Origin of the sequence: Microcoleus sp. T3_D1 (assembly GCF_036700405.1) — a bacterium.
Taxonomy (GTDB): domain Bacteria; phylum Cyanobacteriota; class Cyanobacteriia; order Cyanobacteriales; family Microcoleaceae; genus Microcoleus.
In genome coordinates this window covers 24636-44687 of the sequence record NZ_JAUBOV010000005.1, presented here as the reverse complement: position 1 = coordinate 44687, position 20052 = coordinate 24636, and the positions used below count along the sequence as shown (strand labels likewise).

The window sequence follows — 20052 nt, the reverse complement described above, 5'->3', positions numbered from 1 at the left end:
ACTCCGACTCCAACCGGAACTCCAACTCCCACGGGAACTCCGACTCCAACCGGAACTCCGACTCCAACCGGAACTCCGACTCCAACCGGAACTCCAACTCCGACTCCCACGGGAACTCCGACTCCCACGGGAACTCCGACTCCCACGGAAACTCCAACCCCAACCGGAACTCCGACTCCCACGGAAACTCCAACCCCAACCGGAACTCCGACTCCAACAGGAACTCCAACTCCAACCGGAACTCCGACTCCAACAGGAACTCCAACCCCAACCGGAACTCCGACTCCCACGGAAACTCCGACTCCCACGGAAACTCCAACTCCAACCGGAACTCCAACCCCAACCGGAACTCCAACTCCCACGGAAACTCCGACTCCAACCGGAACTCCAACCCCAACCGGAACTCCGACTCCCACCGGAACTCCAACTCCCACCGGAATTCCTGTTGACTCTGACAGCGTTCAAGGGGGCGATACCGATTGCATTTGCGAACAGATTACCCTACCCGCGATCGGTTCGATTCCGGGCCCGAATTCTGTCGATCGCACTTTCAATGGCACTGACGGCGACGACTTCCTCATCGGCAGCAATCTCAACGACGTTATCAGCGGTTTCAACGGCGACGACGTTCTGCTGGGCGAAAAAGGCAACGACAATATTTACGGGGCACTGCCCACCAATATCCCCCTTGGCCCGAATGCAGACAAAGACTTGCTGTTTGGCGGGAATGGCAATGATTACCTCAACGGCGCCGGCAGCGACGATCGCATTTTCGGGGGTAAGGGCGATGATGTGGCCATCGGCGGCAAAGACGATGACTTGATTGGGGGCGACAAAGGCAATGACACTCTCGTTGGGGCTCAGGGTAACGACAGCTTGTTTGGAGGCAGTTTTGACCCGTCTAGCCTTGACTCGACTGGACGCGATTTGCTCTTTGGCCGTGCTGGCAACGACTTCTTGAATGGGGGAGATGCTGCGGATACTCTAAGCGGCGGCGAGGGCAATGATACTGTTTATGGCGGCAAGGGCAATGACGTTGTGGTGGGGGGTACTGGCAACGATCGGCTGTTGGGCGATCGCGGCAGTGATAGCATTTGCGGCGACGATGGGGACGATACTATTTTCGGAGACAGTGCGATCGACTTTAACGGCGAGCCTGATTCCCTGTGCGGTGGTGCTGGCAATGATTTGATGTTTGGCAACGGCGGTAGTGACAAGCTATGCGGCGAGGAGGGTAACGATACTCTCTATGGCGGTAAAGGCGACGATTGTCTGATTGGCGGTTTGGGCAATGATATTCTCAGCGGTGGCATTGGGCGCGATCGCTTTGTTTTAACAGCAGGTGAAGGCAGCGATCTAATTACTGATTTCATAAAAGGTGAGGATTTGCTGGTGTTAGCGGGTGGTCTAACTTTTGGTCAACTTAGTATTACCCAAAACGCTAATGCAGCTTTCATCAGGATTGGTGAGAACGGTCAACTGTTGGCTGCTTTGAATGGAGTGCAAGCTAGTGCGATCGGTGTGAATGATTTTACCATCTTCGGGTAAGCACAAATTAATTAACTAAGGTGCGGAGTACGCACCTTAGTTAATTATGTAGGGTGCACAGCGCGTAGCTTGCCGCTATGAGTAGTGTATCAAATCACTTTTTGCGTCCGGGAGTGCGATCGACAATAATCCAAGCTTTTCCTTGACACTGCTCAGCACTCCCGGTATTATTTTAGTAACAAAAATGACTTAAACAAGCCACTGTACGGAGAAACTACTGTCAGTGTATTTACGTAAATAAAAATTAAATGTAAAAAAATTGATAGTAGTTGGCAGCTAATACATAATCATCTCAAATTTAGGTGCATCTAGATGGGACAGATAATTATTAACGAATTCCGCCGCGCTACTGGAAACATTACAGGCAACGAGTATGTAGAGTTACTGCTCACAGAAGATGTAAGTGCAACTCAGCTTCAGAGCTATTTTGTAGGCGACTCAACTGAGCCAACAGCAGCTAAATATTCAGCTTATCGATTTACTAATATGACAAGTATTGCTCCTGTGTTTAAAGCAGGAACAATACTTACGATCGGCGGTTCGGCTGCTAATCAAGAGATTGTCTACAACCCCATACCGTCGGGAACAAACAACGATTGGAACATTCGATTGAGTCCCCAAGGTGGATTTTTGACAAAGCTGCTCCCAACCGGAAATTTGCATGGGGATTTCGCGGCTTCAGATGTTGTTTATGTTGATAATGCTAGCACGACAAATACCGATACAGTAGATTCGATCGCCTGGAGGACATCGGGAATACACGGAGCCTTTGGGAGTGCAGCTAAGGTGCAAATTCCAGCACCGCTCAACGGGGGTATTGTCGAGTTTTTAAGCGCTAGTGGTGGCGTGAACCAAACTGCTAATTATGCTGTAAATAATCCAGGTTCCTTGGGTTTGCCCAACGGCGGAATTAACAGTATTTATATTAACAGCCTCCGCAACCCGCAGGTTAACATCGCTCCGAGTTTGGATACTTCAGGTGTTGATGCGCTGTTATCCATGAACGAAGATTTGCCCAATCCAAATAACAGAGGATTTCCTCCTTTTGCCTATCTTGCCGAGTATGGCGGTGATGCTGAGGGATATCCTTTTGGTATCGCAGTCACGGGAGTTGACAATACTAACGGGGATTGGCAATTTTCAACAAACGGCGGCAATACTTGGACAGATTTCGGCACTGTTTCTGATAGTTCAGCAACTGTTCTCGGCCCGACAGTTTTTTATAATGGCTTAGTTGGCAATACTCCAAGTTCTCAAGGTTGGCTGGATTTGACCAACTTAAATGCTGCTTCTCCTGCCACTACAGCTTCAGAAATATTTAGCGGTAATGGAGCTAATTTAAACAGCACTGCTACCGAGAGTATATATGCTGGATACAGCAGCCACACGGCTTTAGGAACTCCTTTAAATCCGTCATTTCCCGTACTCGAACGCAATGCAGGCTCTACCAGTGTTGGATTTGAAATATCTTTTAATCTTCAGATTATCTCAGAATCGCGGAGTAATCCGAATGAAGCGGGTTTTAGCATTGTTGTCGTTACGAGCGATCGCAAAGCAATTGAAATCGGTTTCCAGCGCCTATCTGCAACTTCGGGCAATATCTTTGCACAAGGCGACGGCATTACTCCCAACCCAAGCGGACAAACCAACGGCTTATTTGTTGCAGCCGAGAATGTTGGTTATAACACCAATATTGCTACTAACTACACTCTCAGAGTTCAAGGTGACAATTACTTTCTTTCCGATGGCAGCGCTATCATACTAACCGGCCCGCTGCGCGATTATTCAGGATTTAGCGACCAGATCGATCCTTACGAAACTCCTAATTTTCTATTCCTCGGTGACGGTACTAACTCGGCGCAAGCTAACATCAACCTGACGCGGGTTTCCCTGCAAACGCCTGCGAGAGTCCGCTTTGTACCCAACCCAGACTATTACAGTACCCCTGGAAGCGAACCAACAATTACCTTTCGGGCATGGGATGGAAGTAACGGAGTTGCCAGCGGTACAACGGGTGTCAATGCTTCTGTTACTGGGGGAACGACGGCATTTAGCACTAATAGTTTAACAAGTTCGATCGCAGTTAATCCAGTCAACGATCCACCTTCGTTTGTCAAAGGGGTCGATCGCACTCTCAGCAGCAATTCGGGGCCACAAACCATCCCCGGATGGGCGACTGAGATTTCTCCAGGCCCTAACGAATCAGGACAAACTGTGGCTTTTCAAGTGGTAGGGAATGATAATGCTGCTTTGTTTAGTGTACAACCTGCGATCGACTCGGTGGGGACGCTAACCTTTACACCAGTGCCGGGGGCGATCGGCAGTGCTAATATCACTCTAAACCTGAGAGATAATGGCGGTATAGATAACGAAGGCTTCGATACTTCTGACACCCAATCGTTCATTATCAACCTCACCAATCCAGGCAGATTTAATTTCAGCAACGCCAACTACAGCGTTAATGAAAACGGTCAATTTGCCACAATTACCGTTACTCGCACTGATGCTAATGTGGCTGCTGCTGTCAGTTACACTACAAGTAATGGCACTGCTAATGCTGGTAGTGACTATAACCAGACATCGGGAACATTAAATTTTGGGATTGGCGAAACTGCTCAAACTTTCACGATTCCCCTTGTTGATGATTCAGGGATAGAAGAGGATGAAACTGTTAATTTAACTCTGAACAATCCCACTAACGGAGCAGATTTAGGAGCAATTTCTAGTGCTGTTTTGACTATTGTAGATACAACTCCGACTCCGACGCCGACACCTGCAGAAACGCCAACTCCGACTCCGACGCCTGCGGAAACTCCGACGCCTGCGGAAACTCCGACGCCTGCGGAAACTCCGACGCCTGCGGAAACTCCGACGCCAATTCCGACGCCAACTCCGACTCCGACGCCTGCGGAAACTCCAATTCCCACACCGACGCCAATTCCGACTCCGACTCCGACACCTGCGGAAACTCCGACTCCGACACCTGCGGAAACTCCAATTCCCACACCGACGCCAATTCCGACGCCAATTCCTGCGGAAATTCCAACTCCGACACCGACGCCAATTCCTGCGGAAACTCCAACTCCCACACCGACACCAATTCCTGCGGAAACTCCAACTCCGACACCGACGCCAATTCCGACGCCAATTCCTGCGGAAACTCCAACTCCGACGCCGACTCCGACACCTGCGGAAACTCCAATTCCGACGCCGACACCAATTCCTGCGGAAACTCCAACTCCGACGCCGACACCAATTCCGACGCCAATTCCTGCGGAAACTCCAACTCCGACGCCGACTCCGACACCTGCGGAAACTCCGACGCCAATTCCGACTCCGACGCCTGCGGAAACTCCAATTCCCACACCGACGCCAATTCCGACGCCGACGCCTGCGGAAACTCCAATTCCCACACCGACTCCGACGCCTGCAGAAACTCCGACGCCTGCAGAAACTCCGACGCCTGCGGAAACTGCGATACCAATTCCGACGCCAATTCCTGCGGAAACTCCAATTCCGACACCAATTCCTGCGGAAACTCCAATTCCGACACCAATTCCTGCTGAAATTCCAATTCCGACACCGACTCCGACGCCTGCGGAAACTCCGACACCAATTCCGACGCCAATTCCGACATCTGGAGAAACTCCAATTGCGACGGCTAAACCGGCGGAAACGCCGATCGCCCATCAGAATTCGATCGCCCCAACCACATCTCCACCAACCGAAACCCCCACACCTGCGCTAATTCCTGTGGCTTCGGAAGACTGTATGCGCGATCGAATCACTTTACCCGATCGCACTTCCATTCCCGACCCCAATATCCCTGAAAATATCCTCAACGCTACAGACAGCAGCGATTCCCTAATCGGCAGCCATATTAATGACAGCATCAACGGTTTTAACGGCAGCGACTTGGTAATTGGCTTTCCAGGCAACGACAATATTTACGGTGGCCTTGCTAGCCCAGTTACTGTTGGCGCGGATGCAGACAGCGACACCATATTTGGCAACGAAAATAACGACTATCTCGTCGGCCACGCTGGGAATGACATTATTTATGCGGGTAAAGATCCAGATGTGGCGATCGCAGGCAAAGATAATGACGTAGTTTGGGGCGACAAAGGCAACGATAGCCTGCTTGGTGATGAAGGTAATGACAGTTTATTTGGCGGCACTTCTGATGCGCCTGACGGTGGCTTGACAGGAAAAGATTTGCTTTTTGGCAATAACGGCAACGACGTTTTGTACGGGCAAGAAAGCGAAGATACTCTAAGCGGCGGCAAGGACAATGATACCTTACATGGTGGCAAAAATAACGATATAATTTGCGGGGATTTTGGCAATGATTTGCTGTTTGGAGAGTTGGGAAATGACACCATCTGCGGCGGCGATGGCGAGGATACGATTTTCGGAGATATTGACAATATCGCGACGGATGCTAGCAGTCAAAAAGATTATTTGTGCGGCGGTGGCGGCAATGATTTAATTTTTGGTCATCAAGATGCCGATCAATTGTGCGGCGGTGACGGTAGCGATACTCTGTACGCGGGTGAGGGTGATGATACTTTGATTGGGGGAATTGGCGACGACTGGTTGAGGGGAGACTTCGGAAACGATACGCTGCAAGGGGGAAGCGGGCGCGATTACTTTTTCTTGACTGCGGGAGAAGGCCGCGATGTCATCGCTGATTTTACGCAAGGTGAAGATTTATTAATTTTGACGGGAGGGTTAACGGTCGATCGACTCAGCATAGTTGAAGAAAACACTACAACTTTTATCAAAATTGCCAACACAGATCAAATCTTAGCTAGCCTAAAAGGCGTGTCAGCTAATCTCATCACTCAACAGGATTTTACAGTAATTGGGCTACCTGGTTTGTAGATAATATGGAATCCAGTTGTATCAGAACGATCGCTAATATCATGTCCGATCGATTAACCATAATATCCCGGTGGGGGCGGGTTTGTGAGATTGTCAATTATTGGCAGGTATTGTTGGTGAGAGGAGCACCTACAAAAATCGATCTCGCTCGACCGGACATGATATGAGACACTACTTAAATCTTTCGTATAGCCTCAGCAAATAGTCATATCGCCTTGATTTATCCTCTCTAAAATTAATCTACCCTGCCTTCAGAATGCAGGCTAGGGCGATCGGGAGAACTGTGGAGTAAAACACAATATTGGTACTAGACTTGGGGTTAAGTTGAAACTGTAGGGTGCGGACTGCACACCCTACAGTTTCTCGTTTCCAGCCTCGGCTTTGTATTTAAACCGGAACCAGAGTAGGTTCCAAATTTGCCACTAATTTTAGATTGTACTCATCTTCAAAAGATGGCTTTTTATAATCCAAACTCCAGAGTTCCAGAGCGCAATTGTCTTCGGGATTGAGCGGCTGCAGCCGCAAATGAAACTCTCGAACTTCCGGGCGGTGTTCGCATTTAAAATCAGAAATTGCGCCAATCTGCCGCCTGTCCAAAGCCACAGCCAATCGCAGAAAAGGATGCAATTTACTGACGAGTTCCCGGTATTTTTTCGGAAGAATTACAAAATTATCGTGCTTTTTTTTGGGAGGATTTTTCCGGTGATAGCGAGCTAAGTTCGCAATTACTTCAATCTCAGTTTCAGTGTATCCCAATAACTCACCGTTGCGAATTAAATAGTAAGAATGCTTGTGGTGCGCTGAATGACTGACGTACAAACCGCAGTTGTGCAGAATCGCGGCAGCCCACAGCAACTCGCGTTCTTCGGTTCCCCAATAGTGTAGAATTCCTTGAGTTTGGTCGAAGAAATTGAGCGCAAATGCTGCGGTTCTTTCGCTTTGTTCTAAATTGACTTGATATTTCTCAGCCATGTGCAGAATGCTGCGCTGGCGGATTGAACCTTGATAGCGCAAGCGGTTCTCAATTAAACCGTGCGCCAGCATCCAGTCAACAATTACGCCTTCTCTCAGAGAGTGATCGCACACAGTCAGCGATTCAATTCCTAATAGTGTCATAGCTTCCTGCAAAATCATAGATCCTGCGAGAATAATTTCCGCCCGCTTGTCCGACATTCCCGGAATTGCCAACCTTTCGGCATAAGAAAGTTTGCGAAAGCGATTGACTAAATCGCGCAAATCTTTTAAACTTAACTGATATCCGGCTAGGGGATTCGGCACTGTTCCAAACTTTTCGCGAGCGTTAATTGCAGCCAGAGTTTCGATGGTTCCAGCAGTGCCAATCAAGCGCAAAGGTTCGCCAGCATTGAATTGAGAGCGCAATTCGTCGATCGGTCTTTCCAGCGAAATCCGAATATAAGCTTGCAAATAAGCAAACTCCTCCCTGCTAATCGGGTCAGTTTTGACAAATTGTCCTGTTAAGCGAACAGCACCAATTTTTGTACTCGTGAGACAGCGAGGCTCAGAACTGTCTCCTAAAATCAACTCCGTAGAACCGCCTCCAATATCAATAATTACCTGCGACTGATTGTTAAATTCCATACCCGAAAGAACACCGAGATAAATTCTCCGCGCTTCTTCTTGACCGGAAATTAAACTCACATCCAGGTCTAATTCGTCAGCAACTTGTTTGAGAAAATCCCGCCCGTTAGGAGCTTCCCGAACCGCACTCGTAGCCACAGCGATAATTTGTTCCGCATTGAAAGTTTTAGCAATATCTTGAAAACGGCGCAGAGTGGCGATCGCCCTTTCCATAACCTCGGACTTCAAGCACCCTGTCTTAACCTCACAATCGCCCAACCGAACCGTATCTTTTTCTCTAGCAATAATCGTAAACGCGGGCAATTTCGGATCGATGCGCGCCACCACCATGTGAAATGAGTTAGTACCCATATCAATAGCAGCAATAATGCGATTTGACTCCGCAGAAGCAAGTGAATTAACCATTGGAGTATCGGGGTTGACAGATATTTATGATTATTTCACGAATCCAGTTAGGGATTCTATTAAATTAGCAAAAATCGGGAACTGCTGACTGGGCAAGACTTTCACCTATTTTAAATTCCGATAGAAGTATGCTCGCCAGCAGAGATAGTAAGTGATTGTGCCTAAAATTTGATAAAATCTAGAGTTAAAAATATCAAATCTAGAATTGAAATGCTTAAAGAGCCCGATCGCCAACCCGAATCCACATTGCTAACCGTCGTGAGGCTTTTGAGATGGGACAAACCAGCAGGAAGGCTCATTTTAATGATTCCAGCCCTCTGGGCCGTCTTTTTAGCAGCAGAGGGGAGGCCGCCCGCAGCATTGGTGGGCGTGATTGTGTTGGGTACCCTAGCCACGAGTGCGGCGGGATGCGTCATCAACGACTTATGGGATCGCGATATTGATCCCGAAGTAGAAAGGACGCGATCGCGCCCCCTAGCATCCCGCGCCCTCACCGTGCAAACGGGAATAGGAGTTGCATTAATTTCCTTTGCTTGCGCGGCCATTCTCGCTTTGTATCTCAATCCTTTAAGCTTCTGGCTGTGTGTCGCCGCCGTACCAGTAATTATCTGCTATCCGCTGGCAAAAAGATTCTTTCCAGTGCCGCAATTAGTGTTATCAATTGCCTGGGGATTTGCTGTTTTAATTAGTTGGAGCGCCGCCGTTGACGAATTAGAATTAGCGACTTGGCTGCTGTGGGGTGCAGTCGTGTTTTGGACGATGGGATTTGATACAGTTTATGCGATGAGCGATCGGGAAGATGATTTGCGTTTGGGGGTGAATTCCAGCGCGATATTTTTCGGAGATAATGCCGCTAATGCTGTGGGGTTTTTCTTTGTTGGTACTGTCGGTTTATTGGCAGCAATGGGGATGAATTTGCACTTGCATATTGGCTTTTGGATTGCAATTTTTTGGGCGGCGGTTCTGTGGTTTTTGCAGTACAGTCAACTGCGGAATGCGGATATTCCTAAGCCTGTTTACGGTCAAATTTTTCGCCAAAATGTTTGGGTGGGATTTGTCATATTGGCGGGAATGATCGTTGGGGATATTTTTTAATAGATATCTCCAATAATTATTGTGGAACAGGCATCTTGCCTGTTCAAAAAGCAATATTAGTAATTATTGTCAGGTGGAAAAACGCCAAATCTTAATAGTTCTGTCTCGGCTACCACTGATGAGAGTTTCTCCGTCAGGACTAAAGGCAAGGCAATAAACAGTGTCTGAATGTCCTAGAGTGTGCATTGCTTCTCCGGTAAATAAATCCCAAATTCTAATAGTGCGATCGGCACTACCGCTAGCGAGATATTTCCCATCAGGACTAAAGGCAACAGCGTGAACATCATCCGTATGTCCTGTCAAGTTACTTTTGAGTTCTCCACTGCTTAAACGCCACAGTTTAATCGGTTGCTTGACACCGCCACTGGCGAGAGTTTGTCCATCGGGACTGAAGGTGACACTATAAACAATGTTGTCGCTAAAGAAAGAACGAGGCCAACCAATAGGGCCGTCACCAGGGCCGTTTAAGTTGCGGATTTCTCTGCCTGTGTTAAGATTCCAAAGCTTGATATTACTGTCGAAACTTCCACTAGCAATTATATTGCCGTCGGGAGCGATCGCAACGTCGTGAACTGCCCAAACATGACCTCTGAGAGTGTGTCGCAATTCCCCGGTTTCGAGGTTCCAAACTTTCACGGTACTGTCAGCGTGGTGTCCGCTGACTAAAGTTTTGCCATTAGGAGTTAGGGCGATCGACCATACAGAAAGAACCACCCAGTCATCGCCTTTGAGAGTGCGTTTTAGTTGCCAGGTTTGAGTATCCCACAATTTAATAGTACCGTCGGGATTGGCGCTGCTGCTGGCAAGAGTTTTTCCGTCGCTGCTGAAAGTAACGCAAGTCACGCCTCCAGAATGTTCGGTGAGATTTTCTAGGAGTTCTCCTGTTGTCAAGTTCCACACTTTAATAGTTTGATCGAGACTGCAACTAGCGAAAATTTGACCGTCTGGGTGAATGGCGAGTGATTTAATAATGTCTGAATGCTCTGTGAGAGTATGTTCGGTTTTCCAAGTTTTTTTGGGGAAATTAGTTTGAGTATTTTCATGTTCTAAAGCTTGCTCTATTTCCGCTTTCAAGCTCCGTCCTTTGGGATCTTTCGGATACTTTTCGAGAAAAAAGTCTACATCAAATAAAATTTCTTTTATCTCTCTTTGTGATTTTGCCAGTAAAAGTTTTTTGCGAATTATACCTAAATTTTCAATCTTTTTATCTTCCCAACTCGTGGGTGGTGACCAAACGAGAGAAGGTTCAGCGGGATTTTGACAAATAATTGGCATCCAAGCTGCACCAGGAAACTCATCTTCTAACCCTTCTGTCCTCAACATGGTTCGTGCTTTCAGAACAGCTTGGTATAAAGATTCTCGGTTATTAGAAAAAGCTTTTAAAAAGTGCTTTAAAAACCGTTGTGCAACCCGATCGGGTACGGGTTCTCGCATGACAATTAATTGCGGAATATTTAACTCTGCCAAATCATAAGCAAGTTGCAACCCGTCACAGGAATTGAAAATCGCTAATTTTAACCCGCGTTCGATCGCATCTTTTAACCCTGGCTTTAAATGATCTATTGTTAAATATTCTTTAGGCTCAGTTGTTCTAGTATAAATTCGTCCTTTGTTATCATCACTGGAACTATGTCCCGCAAAAAACAGAATATCCCAGTTTTCGTATCCAATGCGATCGCTAACAACTTCCCGCGTCGGTTCTGGGAGAAATCTGACCTCTGCATCTGAAAAACCTTCTTCTAAGGTAGCACGTTCTTCCTCTAGATTCAGTCCTTCACTATCGCCCAAAATTACTAGGATTCTCAGCTTAGTCTTGTCGCCAACTCGGGTGAGTTTTTCAACTCGGTCAAAATTGGGCGGACTCAAGGCAATTTCTACTTTAGCTTTACTAGAAGTAAATATACTCCATTCGTGCCAAGGAATTTTGTTGAGCAAATCATCTTTTGCTTGAATAAAAAACCTAACTTCTTCTTGTTTTCCTTGACTTTCTCCTAATTCTTGCAGGAGCCGATCGTTAAGTTTTCTAAATTCAACACAGTCGTATTGATTTAACCAAAAATTGACACTTTTTGTCAATTTTTGATAAGATAAGCGACATTTTTCTCGGGCTGTGGCAGTATCATTCGGAGTAATCCGCTGTTTGAGTCTTTCTGAATTACGAAAAGTCAAACACTGACGCAAATATGAATAATTCTTTTTCAAATCCTGATAAATGTTAGAAATATTGTCGGGACTTGGTGGAAGCTGAAAATCCATTCCAGTAAAAAAAGGCTGACCTTCTTTGGCAATTTGCAGAGTGACATCAAACCCTTCCTCAAAACTTCCCCTGTTGATTTTTAAGAAAATTCGTTTGGCCATAGGTGTTTTTTTGACCTTCTCAATTAGTTAAAATTCAAAATATTCGGTAAGGCTGTCATCGCCTGAAGTCACTTGAACGCTGAACTCTTCTCCTGGTGAGAATGAGATTTCTTGTTTAAATCCATCTCTGTCTTCATTAACTAGGAGTTCGACAGGTTCGCCGGATTCAAAAAAAACAGTAAGCTTGAGGTCTTCTGGTAAATAGGTTTGCTCTTGAAGCGGATATATCCCCAGAAATAGGCTAATGGTTTGATCTTCTTGTTTCTCTAAATCCAGAGTTAAAGCGAGGGTACGATCGCCCATTTGAATTTGTTTAACTCGTTGAACGGTATTTGACCTAAAAGCTTCTTGAAGCCTTCTAATACCCAATATATCAGCAGTTGTCAACCATCCTTCCTGAAGCGCCTCAACAAAGTTATTTTGGAACCATATATTTAAATTCACTGGCGGTACTATTACATAATCTAGTCTTACATCCTTAACTTTCATATTAAGTAATTGGGTTAACTCTCCTGTCCTAAATCTAGTTTGAATTTCCTCAAATCCTGTGGGATCTGTCTCAAAATATACAATCAAACTACCCTCTTGTATTTGATTTATTTGAATCGAAATATTGCCGGGAATTCTTTCTAGGATTCTGGAGATTTCAAGAATGATATCTGGTGGCACTGTCTCGAAAACCACAGGATCGATCCACATCTTTGCACCGACTCGAACTTCTTGCCCAGTTAGCAGTGGATACCATTCATTAGGATTCACGATATCTCTAGGATGCAAATCTAAGGCTTTAGCAATCTTTTCAATAGCATCTCGCTGAACCGGATAGCCCCAATGGGGATTACTGAGTCTTTTAACTTGGTCAACATTTACAGCCGCAATTTCTGCTAATTTTTCGTAAGAGTATCCTTTCTTAAACCTTTGATCCTCAATGATTTTGGAGCCGTTATCAGTGGCTAGTAATCCACGAAGTTTCTTGCGTTTTTGAGTCATTATTACAATAATTTTAGCGTTGTATTTTCTTGAAGTTTAACGACCCATATAAATGCAGATAAATGCAGATAAATGCAGATATATACAAAAATGCAGCTCGATGCAGAACGGCACTGTTATCTGCACTGAATCAATCTGGTTGTCACTCTTTTGTTTCAGTACATTGTGATTGTAGACAGCAGTTAGGCCTAACTCAGTTGTCCTTGGTTCAAAAAATTGACTTGGAGACAAGAGTATGAATTGCAAAGTCTTGATTTCACCCCTCCTCATCTGCTCGATCGCGATCGGCAACATAACTTTGGTACTAGCCGCAGTTTCAGGTGCTTCAATCGCTCGAATCGCCCTTGGGTCAGCCACAACTAACATGATACCCCGAATTTGTATCGATCGACATGGCAATGAATACCCCTGTCCTTGATTAAGGCTAAATCTCAAATAAGTGCGATCGCACTTAAGTAAATCCACCTAAAAAACAGAATTCCCCGATACCCGACTTCTTAAAGCAGTCGGGTATCTCACCGCGCGAGATCATTTTACATTTAATTAGAGCCACCTAATTGCTTCAGACGCTGACGAGCCTTACCAATGTAAACATCTTCATCTGGCTCATCGGAGTTAGCATATTCCAAACAGTGTTTCCAAGCTTTCACAACTTCTGCATCATTCCCCAGATTTTCTTGCACTTGGGCCATGATGCCATAAGTTAAACCCCGATCGCTCTGTAATTTAACAGCCTCTTGCAGCTTGTCCAAAGCTTCTTCATAGCATCCTTGTTCCTTCCAAGCCCAAGCAAGGTAGGTTAACAACCCTGCTTTGACTATTTTGTTATTCTCAACTTTCTCGGTTTTCACCAGCTTTAAACCTAGCCCAATTTTTTCAACTGATTTCCGCAAATCTTTATATTCAATGATATACAAACGGCCCAACTTGCAGTAAGCAGCAGCCAAGCCTAGGAATGCTGCATCCTGATACAGTTCCATCGCCCGATCGACTTTTCCCGCTTCTTCATACATCAATGCTTGATTGTAGTAAGTCACTGCATTATCTGGGTTGATTTTAATAGCTAGATCGAATTGTTTTCGAGCTTCAATTAAGTCGCCAGCTTGTTTTAAGTTAAACCCTCGATTGTTAGCATCCTTCGCCGCATCAAACAAAGTCATTTCTCTTGCTGGTGCTTCCGGGCGCGATCGCTTCTTGATTGCTTCTTCCATCGCCAGCTTGAATTTTTTTTTAGTAATTTTTTTCCCTTCTCCAATCACCTCGGATACTAAAGCCCATAAACCCTGGGCCAGCCTTCTCTCGACATAATTAGGGCTGTAGTTAGAAATGTTCATATCTGCATAATCCACATCCAGCCAGCTTAGACGAATAATTTCTTTTTCTACAAAATCCAGCGACTTGCCTTTCTTTTCCAAAACCCACTTATCCAACAGGCTCAACATTTCTTCAGGTTCCATTGCTTTCCCCAATTCATCTATTTTTTTAGTGATTATAAAAGATTTTTTGTGATTTTTGTGATTTTTGTGATTTTTTTATAAAAGTTGTGAACTTTGTGTGTGAATTTTAGCATTGTTTTGATTAGGCGAATCCTGGAAAATATGTAGAAGTAACCAACTGTACAAAACTAGGTGTAGGTTAACTGTCCCAATTTTACCTACAAGCGTTCGAGTTAGTTCAATCGTTTTTCATCTCTACCAACTTAGCCCAAAGTTTTCACAGTGTTACATCTACATTTACTAAAAGAGTGATTATGGATGGCATAGATAAATTGAGGTTGAGACTGGAACAATATTCCGATCGCAGTTCTAAAGACGAGCTGTTATGTCAGCTAATTTTAAATATCTGCTTGCTATCACGGGATAATCCCCAGCGTCGAAAATTGATGGATCGGTTATTGCGGGAACTGCAACGCTTGCCAAAATTGTCAAAAAGTTCTCATCCCTATTATTATGAAGCCGTTAATAAAACTTGGGAATGGTTAGACAAGAACCTTCACAAGTTTCATCCCCGCAGTTCTCCCATTCAAGACAGTATCATGACTTGGATTAACCGTTATCTCAAGTATCGAATTCACGATTTATATGCTGCCAAAAATCCAAACATACTTCCCTTAGATTTAGACGCTTTAGAACGTAGTCGATTTTACAATGACTGTTTAGATGGTTTGGAGGTGGAAATCGAACGGATTGAGAGACAAGAAAAACAAGCTGTAGCACGGGCGATCGTAAAATACATCTATCGAGATCCAGAATACGAACTTCGGAATTGTTATCCTCGAAACCGTCCCGACTGCAACTGTCAAATTCTTGTTCAAAGATTGTTTTTGCAGCAGTCGCCCGAAAAAATGGCAGTCATCGCCCGACAGTTAAATATCAAGACACAGACTATTTACTCTTTTTGGAAAAGGACGGGATTGTCCAAACTGCAACGAATTGGCCGACACATTGCTCAAAAAAATTCTGATTTTATGTCTGGCTGATTGCTGATTGTCTGAATCTGGCGCCATTTATACGCCAGATTTAGAAAGGATCTCGCCCTTCATTGAATTTGGTTTTTTCATAATCTACCAACACAAGGATAACCACAATGTCAGCAGAACAAACTAATCCAATGCGATTTAAGGGTGTTGCCAGCGATGGACTTTTCAAAGGCAAAGTCATTGAGGGCAAACTCGACATCAAAGTCAACGTCGAGTCGGTTACAGATCAACCCAAAGAAGAACCGAAGCCGGCACCTTTTGGTTGGGAGACAATTTTATTCGCGGTGTTTTTTTTGTTAGTTCTTAATCAAGCAGCAGGCGACCCCGGAGGCATGAGAAAATACCAAATTCCGCAAAGGTCTTCTCACCATCAGATTTTACCACAATAGGGAGAACAGGCATCAGCCAATCGCAATTATATCCATCTCCCTGAGTGTGAGGTGGATGTAAAACCTCGATTCCCGGTAGTTTGTGTAAAGTTATGCTACAAAGACTGAAACTTTGCATAAAAACTAAAACTTACTCCAGATAAATAAGTAGCGATGGAAGTTCAGCGAGTTAACCCCACACTCTTTGTGAAGTTATATTACAAAACGCATAAAAACTCCGACGCACTTCAGATAGATCAATATCAGCCCACAGTTATCGAATTAATCAAGGTGCATCATGTCTAATATATCGATCGGCAATCTGAACGACAACTATTTCTCCATCGACTTCGCAGGTAAAACTGACCCCACAGACACCTATCGTTTTAATCGGCTGAATACAGGCAGCTTTCGAGTTACGGCTGAAGGATTTAGTTCCATTGTCGGGATGCAACTCCTCGACAGTCAGGGAAAAGTCGTCAAAGACATCGAAACAAACGGCACAAATTCGGGAACTTTTAGCATCGATAATTTGGGCGCAACCAATTATGCACTCAAAATTTCTGCACCTTCGGGCGATACAAATTATCAAGTTAGTTTAACCCCAGATGGCAAAGTTGACCCGCTGACAGGTTTAGGGGTTGACTCCGGCTTTTTCGCTACAGATTCAACGGGACAAGTTGGCTTTGACTGGCTGCACGACGGCGGCAATTATAAAGGTGAAGTTGCCATTTTCAGCGTGCTGGGAATGGAGAAATTTACTCCTGGTTCTCAGGAATTTATCAAAGAAGCAGCAAGACGATCCTTGACCAATTCTACCTTGGGTCACGTAGTAATTTCTGACCCCACAGAAGGTGCAAATCCGCTATTTAACGGCCGTTTAGGAGAGGGAAATTATAACGAAGGGCAGTACAGCGGCGCGAAAACATTTCCGATGAAACCGGGAGAAGCTTTTGCCGTGATGCTGGTGCCAAATGGTACAGTGCAAGATGTGTTTAAGAATCCCGGTGCCGGCGGTGACAAACGCCCGCTGCTATCATTATCTAGCACTAATCCAGATGATGCTTGGTTGTACGGTCAAGTAGCAGATGTCACTGGCAATGGCAAGGCATTTGCAATGGAAGATCAGCGCGTCGATCAGGGTTCAGATAAAGATTATAACGATTTGGTTTTCAATTTAACAGGCGCGACGGGCAAAGCAGTGTCGATCGACAAAGTGATCGATCCAAGTAAGGATTGGACTAAACTCGATGGCGGCAAGAAATTGATCGATTATGTCAAATCAAAGCAGCCGGTTGCTGTCGCGCCTCCTGTGGAAACGCCACCGATTGATCCAAAACCCCCGGTTGCTGTCGCGCCTCCTGTGGAAACGCCACCGATTGATCCAAAACCGCCGGTAGCTGTCACGCCTCCTGTGGAAACGCCACCGATTGATCCAAAACCGCCGGTTGCTGTAGCGCCTCCTGTGGAAACGCCACCGATTGAGACAACGCCACCTGTGGAGACAAAACCACCTGTGGCTGTCGCGCCACCGATTGAGACAACGCCGCCTGTGGAAACGCTGCCTGTGGCAACGCCGCCTGTTGCGACAACGCCACCTGTTGCAACGCTGCCGACCCCTCCAACACCACCGGTGCAACCGCCTACGATCGCCCCGGAACCGCCTCTAGTTGGACTTGAGCCGATCGATGATATGTCGCAGCCGATCGACCCGGAACCGCCGATTGAAACCGTATTACCGATTAGTTTGCCGCCAGAAAATCGCGCCTTTATCGGTATCATCGACACTGGATTTGCGACGAACAATCCCGATTTGGATTACTCTAAAGTGACATTGGGGCGCGATCGCATTGACAAAGACAGCAATCCTTTGTTTACTGCTGGCACTGGTAACGAACACGGCACATTTAGCTGGGGTTTAGTTAGTGCGATTCAAGGCAACGACAAAGGCATTGATGGCTACAACGATAAGGCAAATGTTTATTTAAGTCGGGCAATTGGTTCTGGGGAATGGGATTTAGCTTTAACTGATTTTGTGGGTGAAGCGACAGCACAAAAGAAGAAGAAGAATGCGATCGCACTTCTTCCCCTCGATTTAACTCAGAAAAATGCTGACGGAAGCATTACTACTCGTTATGAATTTACGAACCGAGAACGTGCTGCATTAGAGAATGCGCGTCAGAATGGAGTGCTTTTAGTTGTTGCGGCTGGGAATGACGGCGACGTGATGTCTGTTTTGGGTCAATCTTCCCAGGAGTTTGAGAATATTCTGACGGTTGGTTCATCTGATGGCTTTGGGCGATCGGATTATTCCAGCTACGGCTATGGTTTGGATATTTTAGTGCCCGGAGGTGCGATCGAAAATCCGACTTTATCGACTGTTGGCGATGATTTAGGCACGATGGCGGGAACTTCGGCATCCGCGGCTAAGGCGGCGGGGATGGCGTCTAAGGTTTGGGAGAGTAATCCCGATTTGAATGCTACCCAAGTGATTGATATTTTGACCGGAAGTGCGATCGATTTGAAGGAGCCCGGATGGGATGAAGAAACAGGTTTTGGGGTGGTGAATTTCAATAAAGCTGTAGCAATGGCGAAGGAAACAGCGCCACAACTTTATATTCCGACACCTTTCTCGAATCCGACAACTTGGGGTAAAGAAGGGTTGGTGACGCCATTAGAAAGGGCGACGGCCGATGAGTTTAATGGCAAATACTATGAGTGGGAGTCTCGCACTCTTCAGTTTGGAGATACCCTAAGTCAAATTGCACTCGACACAATGGGCGATGCTTCTGCTAATGCTTACAACTGGATTGCTCAACATAACGGCATTCCCAATGCCAGTGAGATTCAGGCTGGGGATACAATTGAGATTCCCAAGGAGGTATCAGCACCAATTCAGAACCCCGATCCAATTCAAAATCCCGATCCAATTCAGAACCCCGATCCAATTCAAAATCCCGATCCAATTCAAAATCCCGATCCAATTCAAAATCCCGATCCAATTCAAAATCCCGATCCACTGCCACCGTCTAATTCAATTTCTCTCAACGGACACACCATTGGTGGCAATTTCTATCCAGTTTTCCAGAATTATCAAGGAACGCTGGGGAATCCCATTTCAGATGTCACCGACTATAATGGCGTGAGCTATCAGCTATTTGAGAATGGGTCGATCGTCAGCAGTGCAAATGGAACATTCCCGCTTTACGGAGGCATCCGTCAAACATACAGGAATACAGGTGGATTGGAAGGCTGGTTAGGTGCTCCAACGAGTGAAGAAAAGGGATTGGGAGATGGAAATATCATCCAATACTTTGAAAACGGTCACATTTACTGGAATGGCAGTAAGGCGATCGCTTACAAAGAAGGTAGCGGTTTAGCATCTAATAGTTCAGGTACTAACCTAGCCCAACCCAATCCAGGCAATCCCAATTTAGGCATAAATCCAAGTAATCCTAATCCAATCAAACCCAACCCAACCCAACCAATCCCAACCAATCCCAACCAATCCCAACCAACTAATCCTCTCTTACAACCTGTACATACTAAAGTTGACTACCTTTCTATTGCTACTCGGTACGGTGAGTACCGTAGTGGTGATGACTGGAACGTTGGTCGTGGCAAGAGTTTCAATTTGGGCTTTAATTGGGAATCTCCTGATGTAACCTATCAAACGGGTCAGCTTATTTATGCCCTTGAGGGTGGCACAATAGCAAAAGGTGGCAATATTTTCACAACCATACCATACTACAGAACTTTTACTGATGGTAAGAATGGTGATGCAGAAATCATCCTTGGTCCTGACGATGAACTTTCTAAAGAAGCAAGAAACCACAAAGACTTCCAGACCAAGTTTGAGCAGATTCGGACTCAGCTTAAAGTCAAGATAGAAGATGTTGTAGCCCAACAAGTTAATGAAAAATCTCTAGGAAATAATGATAGATTTAAGGATCTATTAAATAGTTCTAGTGCTTGGGAAAACAAGCTCGGACCTGTACGTTTTGATGACGGTAATCTGGGAGTTATTATTCACGGAACTCAACAAGAAGAGATTGGATTGAGGAATTTTTCGATTGATTATAACCCAGCAAAACCAACAGGTAAAACAATTGAGTGGAAAGGTAATTTTACTTACACCCTATATGATGATTTTGCTTTTTCCGAAGCAGATGGTAAGACGCCTGGTTTAGTTGGGTGGGTTTTAAGTCCTGCTTATAAACTGCAAAACTACGGTGCGGCAAAACCTTACAGTATAAAACTTGTTGTTGAGGAACCAATAGAAGGGGGATTGCCTATTTTACTAGCATAAAATACTTATCACTAAAA

At 45.5% G+C, this 20052-nt stretch carries 11 protein-coding genes; 7 read left to right on the top strand and 4 right to left on the bottom strand.

From position 1 onward, the window contains the following. Both QT992_RS04155 and QT992_RS04150 read left to right on the top strand, forming a co-directional pair. On the top strand, window positions 1–1548 hold a 1548-nt coding region (locus tag QT992_RS04155; protein WP_333376589.1), incomplete at its 5' end, for a calcium-binding protein. Between the two features lie 312 nt (window positions 1549–1860). Beyond that, window positions 1861–6432 (top strand): choice-of-anchor Y domain-containing protein, encoded by a 4572-nt coding sequence (locus QT992_RS04150; RefSeq protein ID WP_333335911.1) that lies wholly within the window; start codon window positions 1861–1863, stop codon window positions 6430–6432. 387 nt (window positions 6433–6819) lie between these two features. Here QT992_RS04150 and QT992_RS04145 read toward each other — a convergent pair whose 3' ends face one another. Next, window positions 6820–8436, bottom strand: a complete 1617-nt coding sequence (locus tag QT992_RS04145) for a Ppx/GppA phosphatase family protein (protein ID WP_333317969.1) — start codon at window positions 8434–8436, stop codon at window positions 6820–6822. 210 nt (window positions 8437–8646) lie between these two features. On the opposite strand from QT992_RS04145, the gene QT992_RS04140 reads away from it, so the two are divergent. Beyond that, complete coding sequence (locus tag QT992_RS04140; RefSeq protein WP_333317967.1) at window positions 8647–9531, top strand: 4-hydroxybenzoate solanesyltransferase; 885 nt, start codon at window positions 8647–8649, stop codon at window positions 9529–9531. Between the two features lie 69 nt (window positions 9532–9600). Here QT992_RS04140 and QT992_RS04135 read toward each other — a convergent pair whose 3' ends face one another. Together QT992_RS04135 and QT992_RS04130 are read right to left on the bottom strand one after the other, a co-directional pair. Beyond that, window positions 9601–11889, bottom strand: coding sequence for a WD40 domain-containing protein (locus tag QT992_RS04135; RefSeq protein WP_333317965.1), 2289 nt, complete (start codon window positions 11887–11889; stop codon window positions 9601–9603). Between the two features lie 27 nt (window positions 11890–11916). Then, window positions 11917–12879 carry a DUF1822 family protein gene (locus QT992_RS04130; RefSeq protein ID WP_333317963.1) on the bottom strand — a complete coding sequence of 321 codons (963 nt, stop codon included), beginning with the start codon at window positions 12877–12879 and terminating at the stop codon, window positions 11917–11919. 235 nt (window positions 12880–13114) lie between these two features. On the opposite strand from QT992_RS04130, the gene QT992_RS04125 reads away from it, so the two are divergent. Next, window positions 13115–13297 carry a hypothetical protein gene (locus tag QT992_RS04125; protein ID WP_333335917.1) on the top strand — a complete coding sequence of 61 codons (183 nt, stop codon included), beginning with the start codon at window positions 13115–13117 and terminating at the stop codon, window positions 13295–13297. A gap of 121 nt (window positions 13298–13418) precedes the next feature. Here the strand turns inward: QT992_RS04125 and QT992_RS04120 are convergent, their stop codons facing one another. After that, on the bottom strand, window positions 13419–14336 hold the full coding sequence (locus QT992_RS04120; protein ID WP_333317961.1) for a tetratricopeptide repeat protein: 918 nt from the start codon (window positions 14334–14336) through the stop codon (window positions 13419–13421). 293 nt (window positions 14337–14629) lie between these two features. On the opposite strand from QT992_RS04120, the gene QT992_RS04115 reads away from it, so the two are divergent. The 3 genes from QT992_RS04115 to QT992_RS04105 all read left to right on the top strand — a co-directional run bounded on the left by QT992_RS04115 (window position 14630) and on the right by QT992_RS04105 (window position 20035). Then, the gene (locus QT992_RS04115) at window positions 14630–15358 is read left to right on the top strand and encodes a hypothetical protein (RefSeq protein ID WP_333317959.1); all 729 of its coding nucleotides are present in this window, start codon (window positions 14630–14632) and stop codon (window positions 15356–15358) included. Window positions 15359–15465: 107 nt separating this feature from the next. Further along, window positions 15466–15747, top strand: coding sequence for a hypothetical protein (locus QT992_RS04110; protein WP_333055242.1), 282 nt, complete (start codon window positions 15466–15468; stop codon window positions 15745–15747). Between the two features lie 277 nt (window positions 15748–16024). Next, complete coding sequence (locus tag QT992_RS04105) at window positions 16025–20035, top strand: S8 family serine peptidase (RefSeq protein WP_333335921.1); 4011 nt, start codon at window positions 16025–16027, stop codon at window positions 20033–20035. Window positions 20036–20052 lie beyond the last annotated feature (17 nt).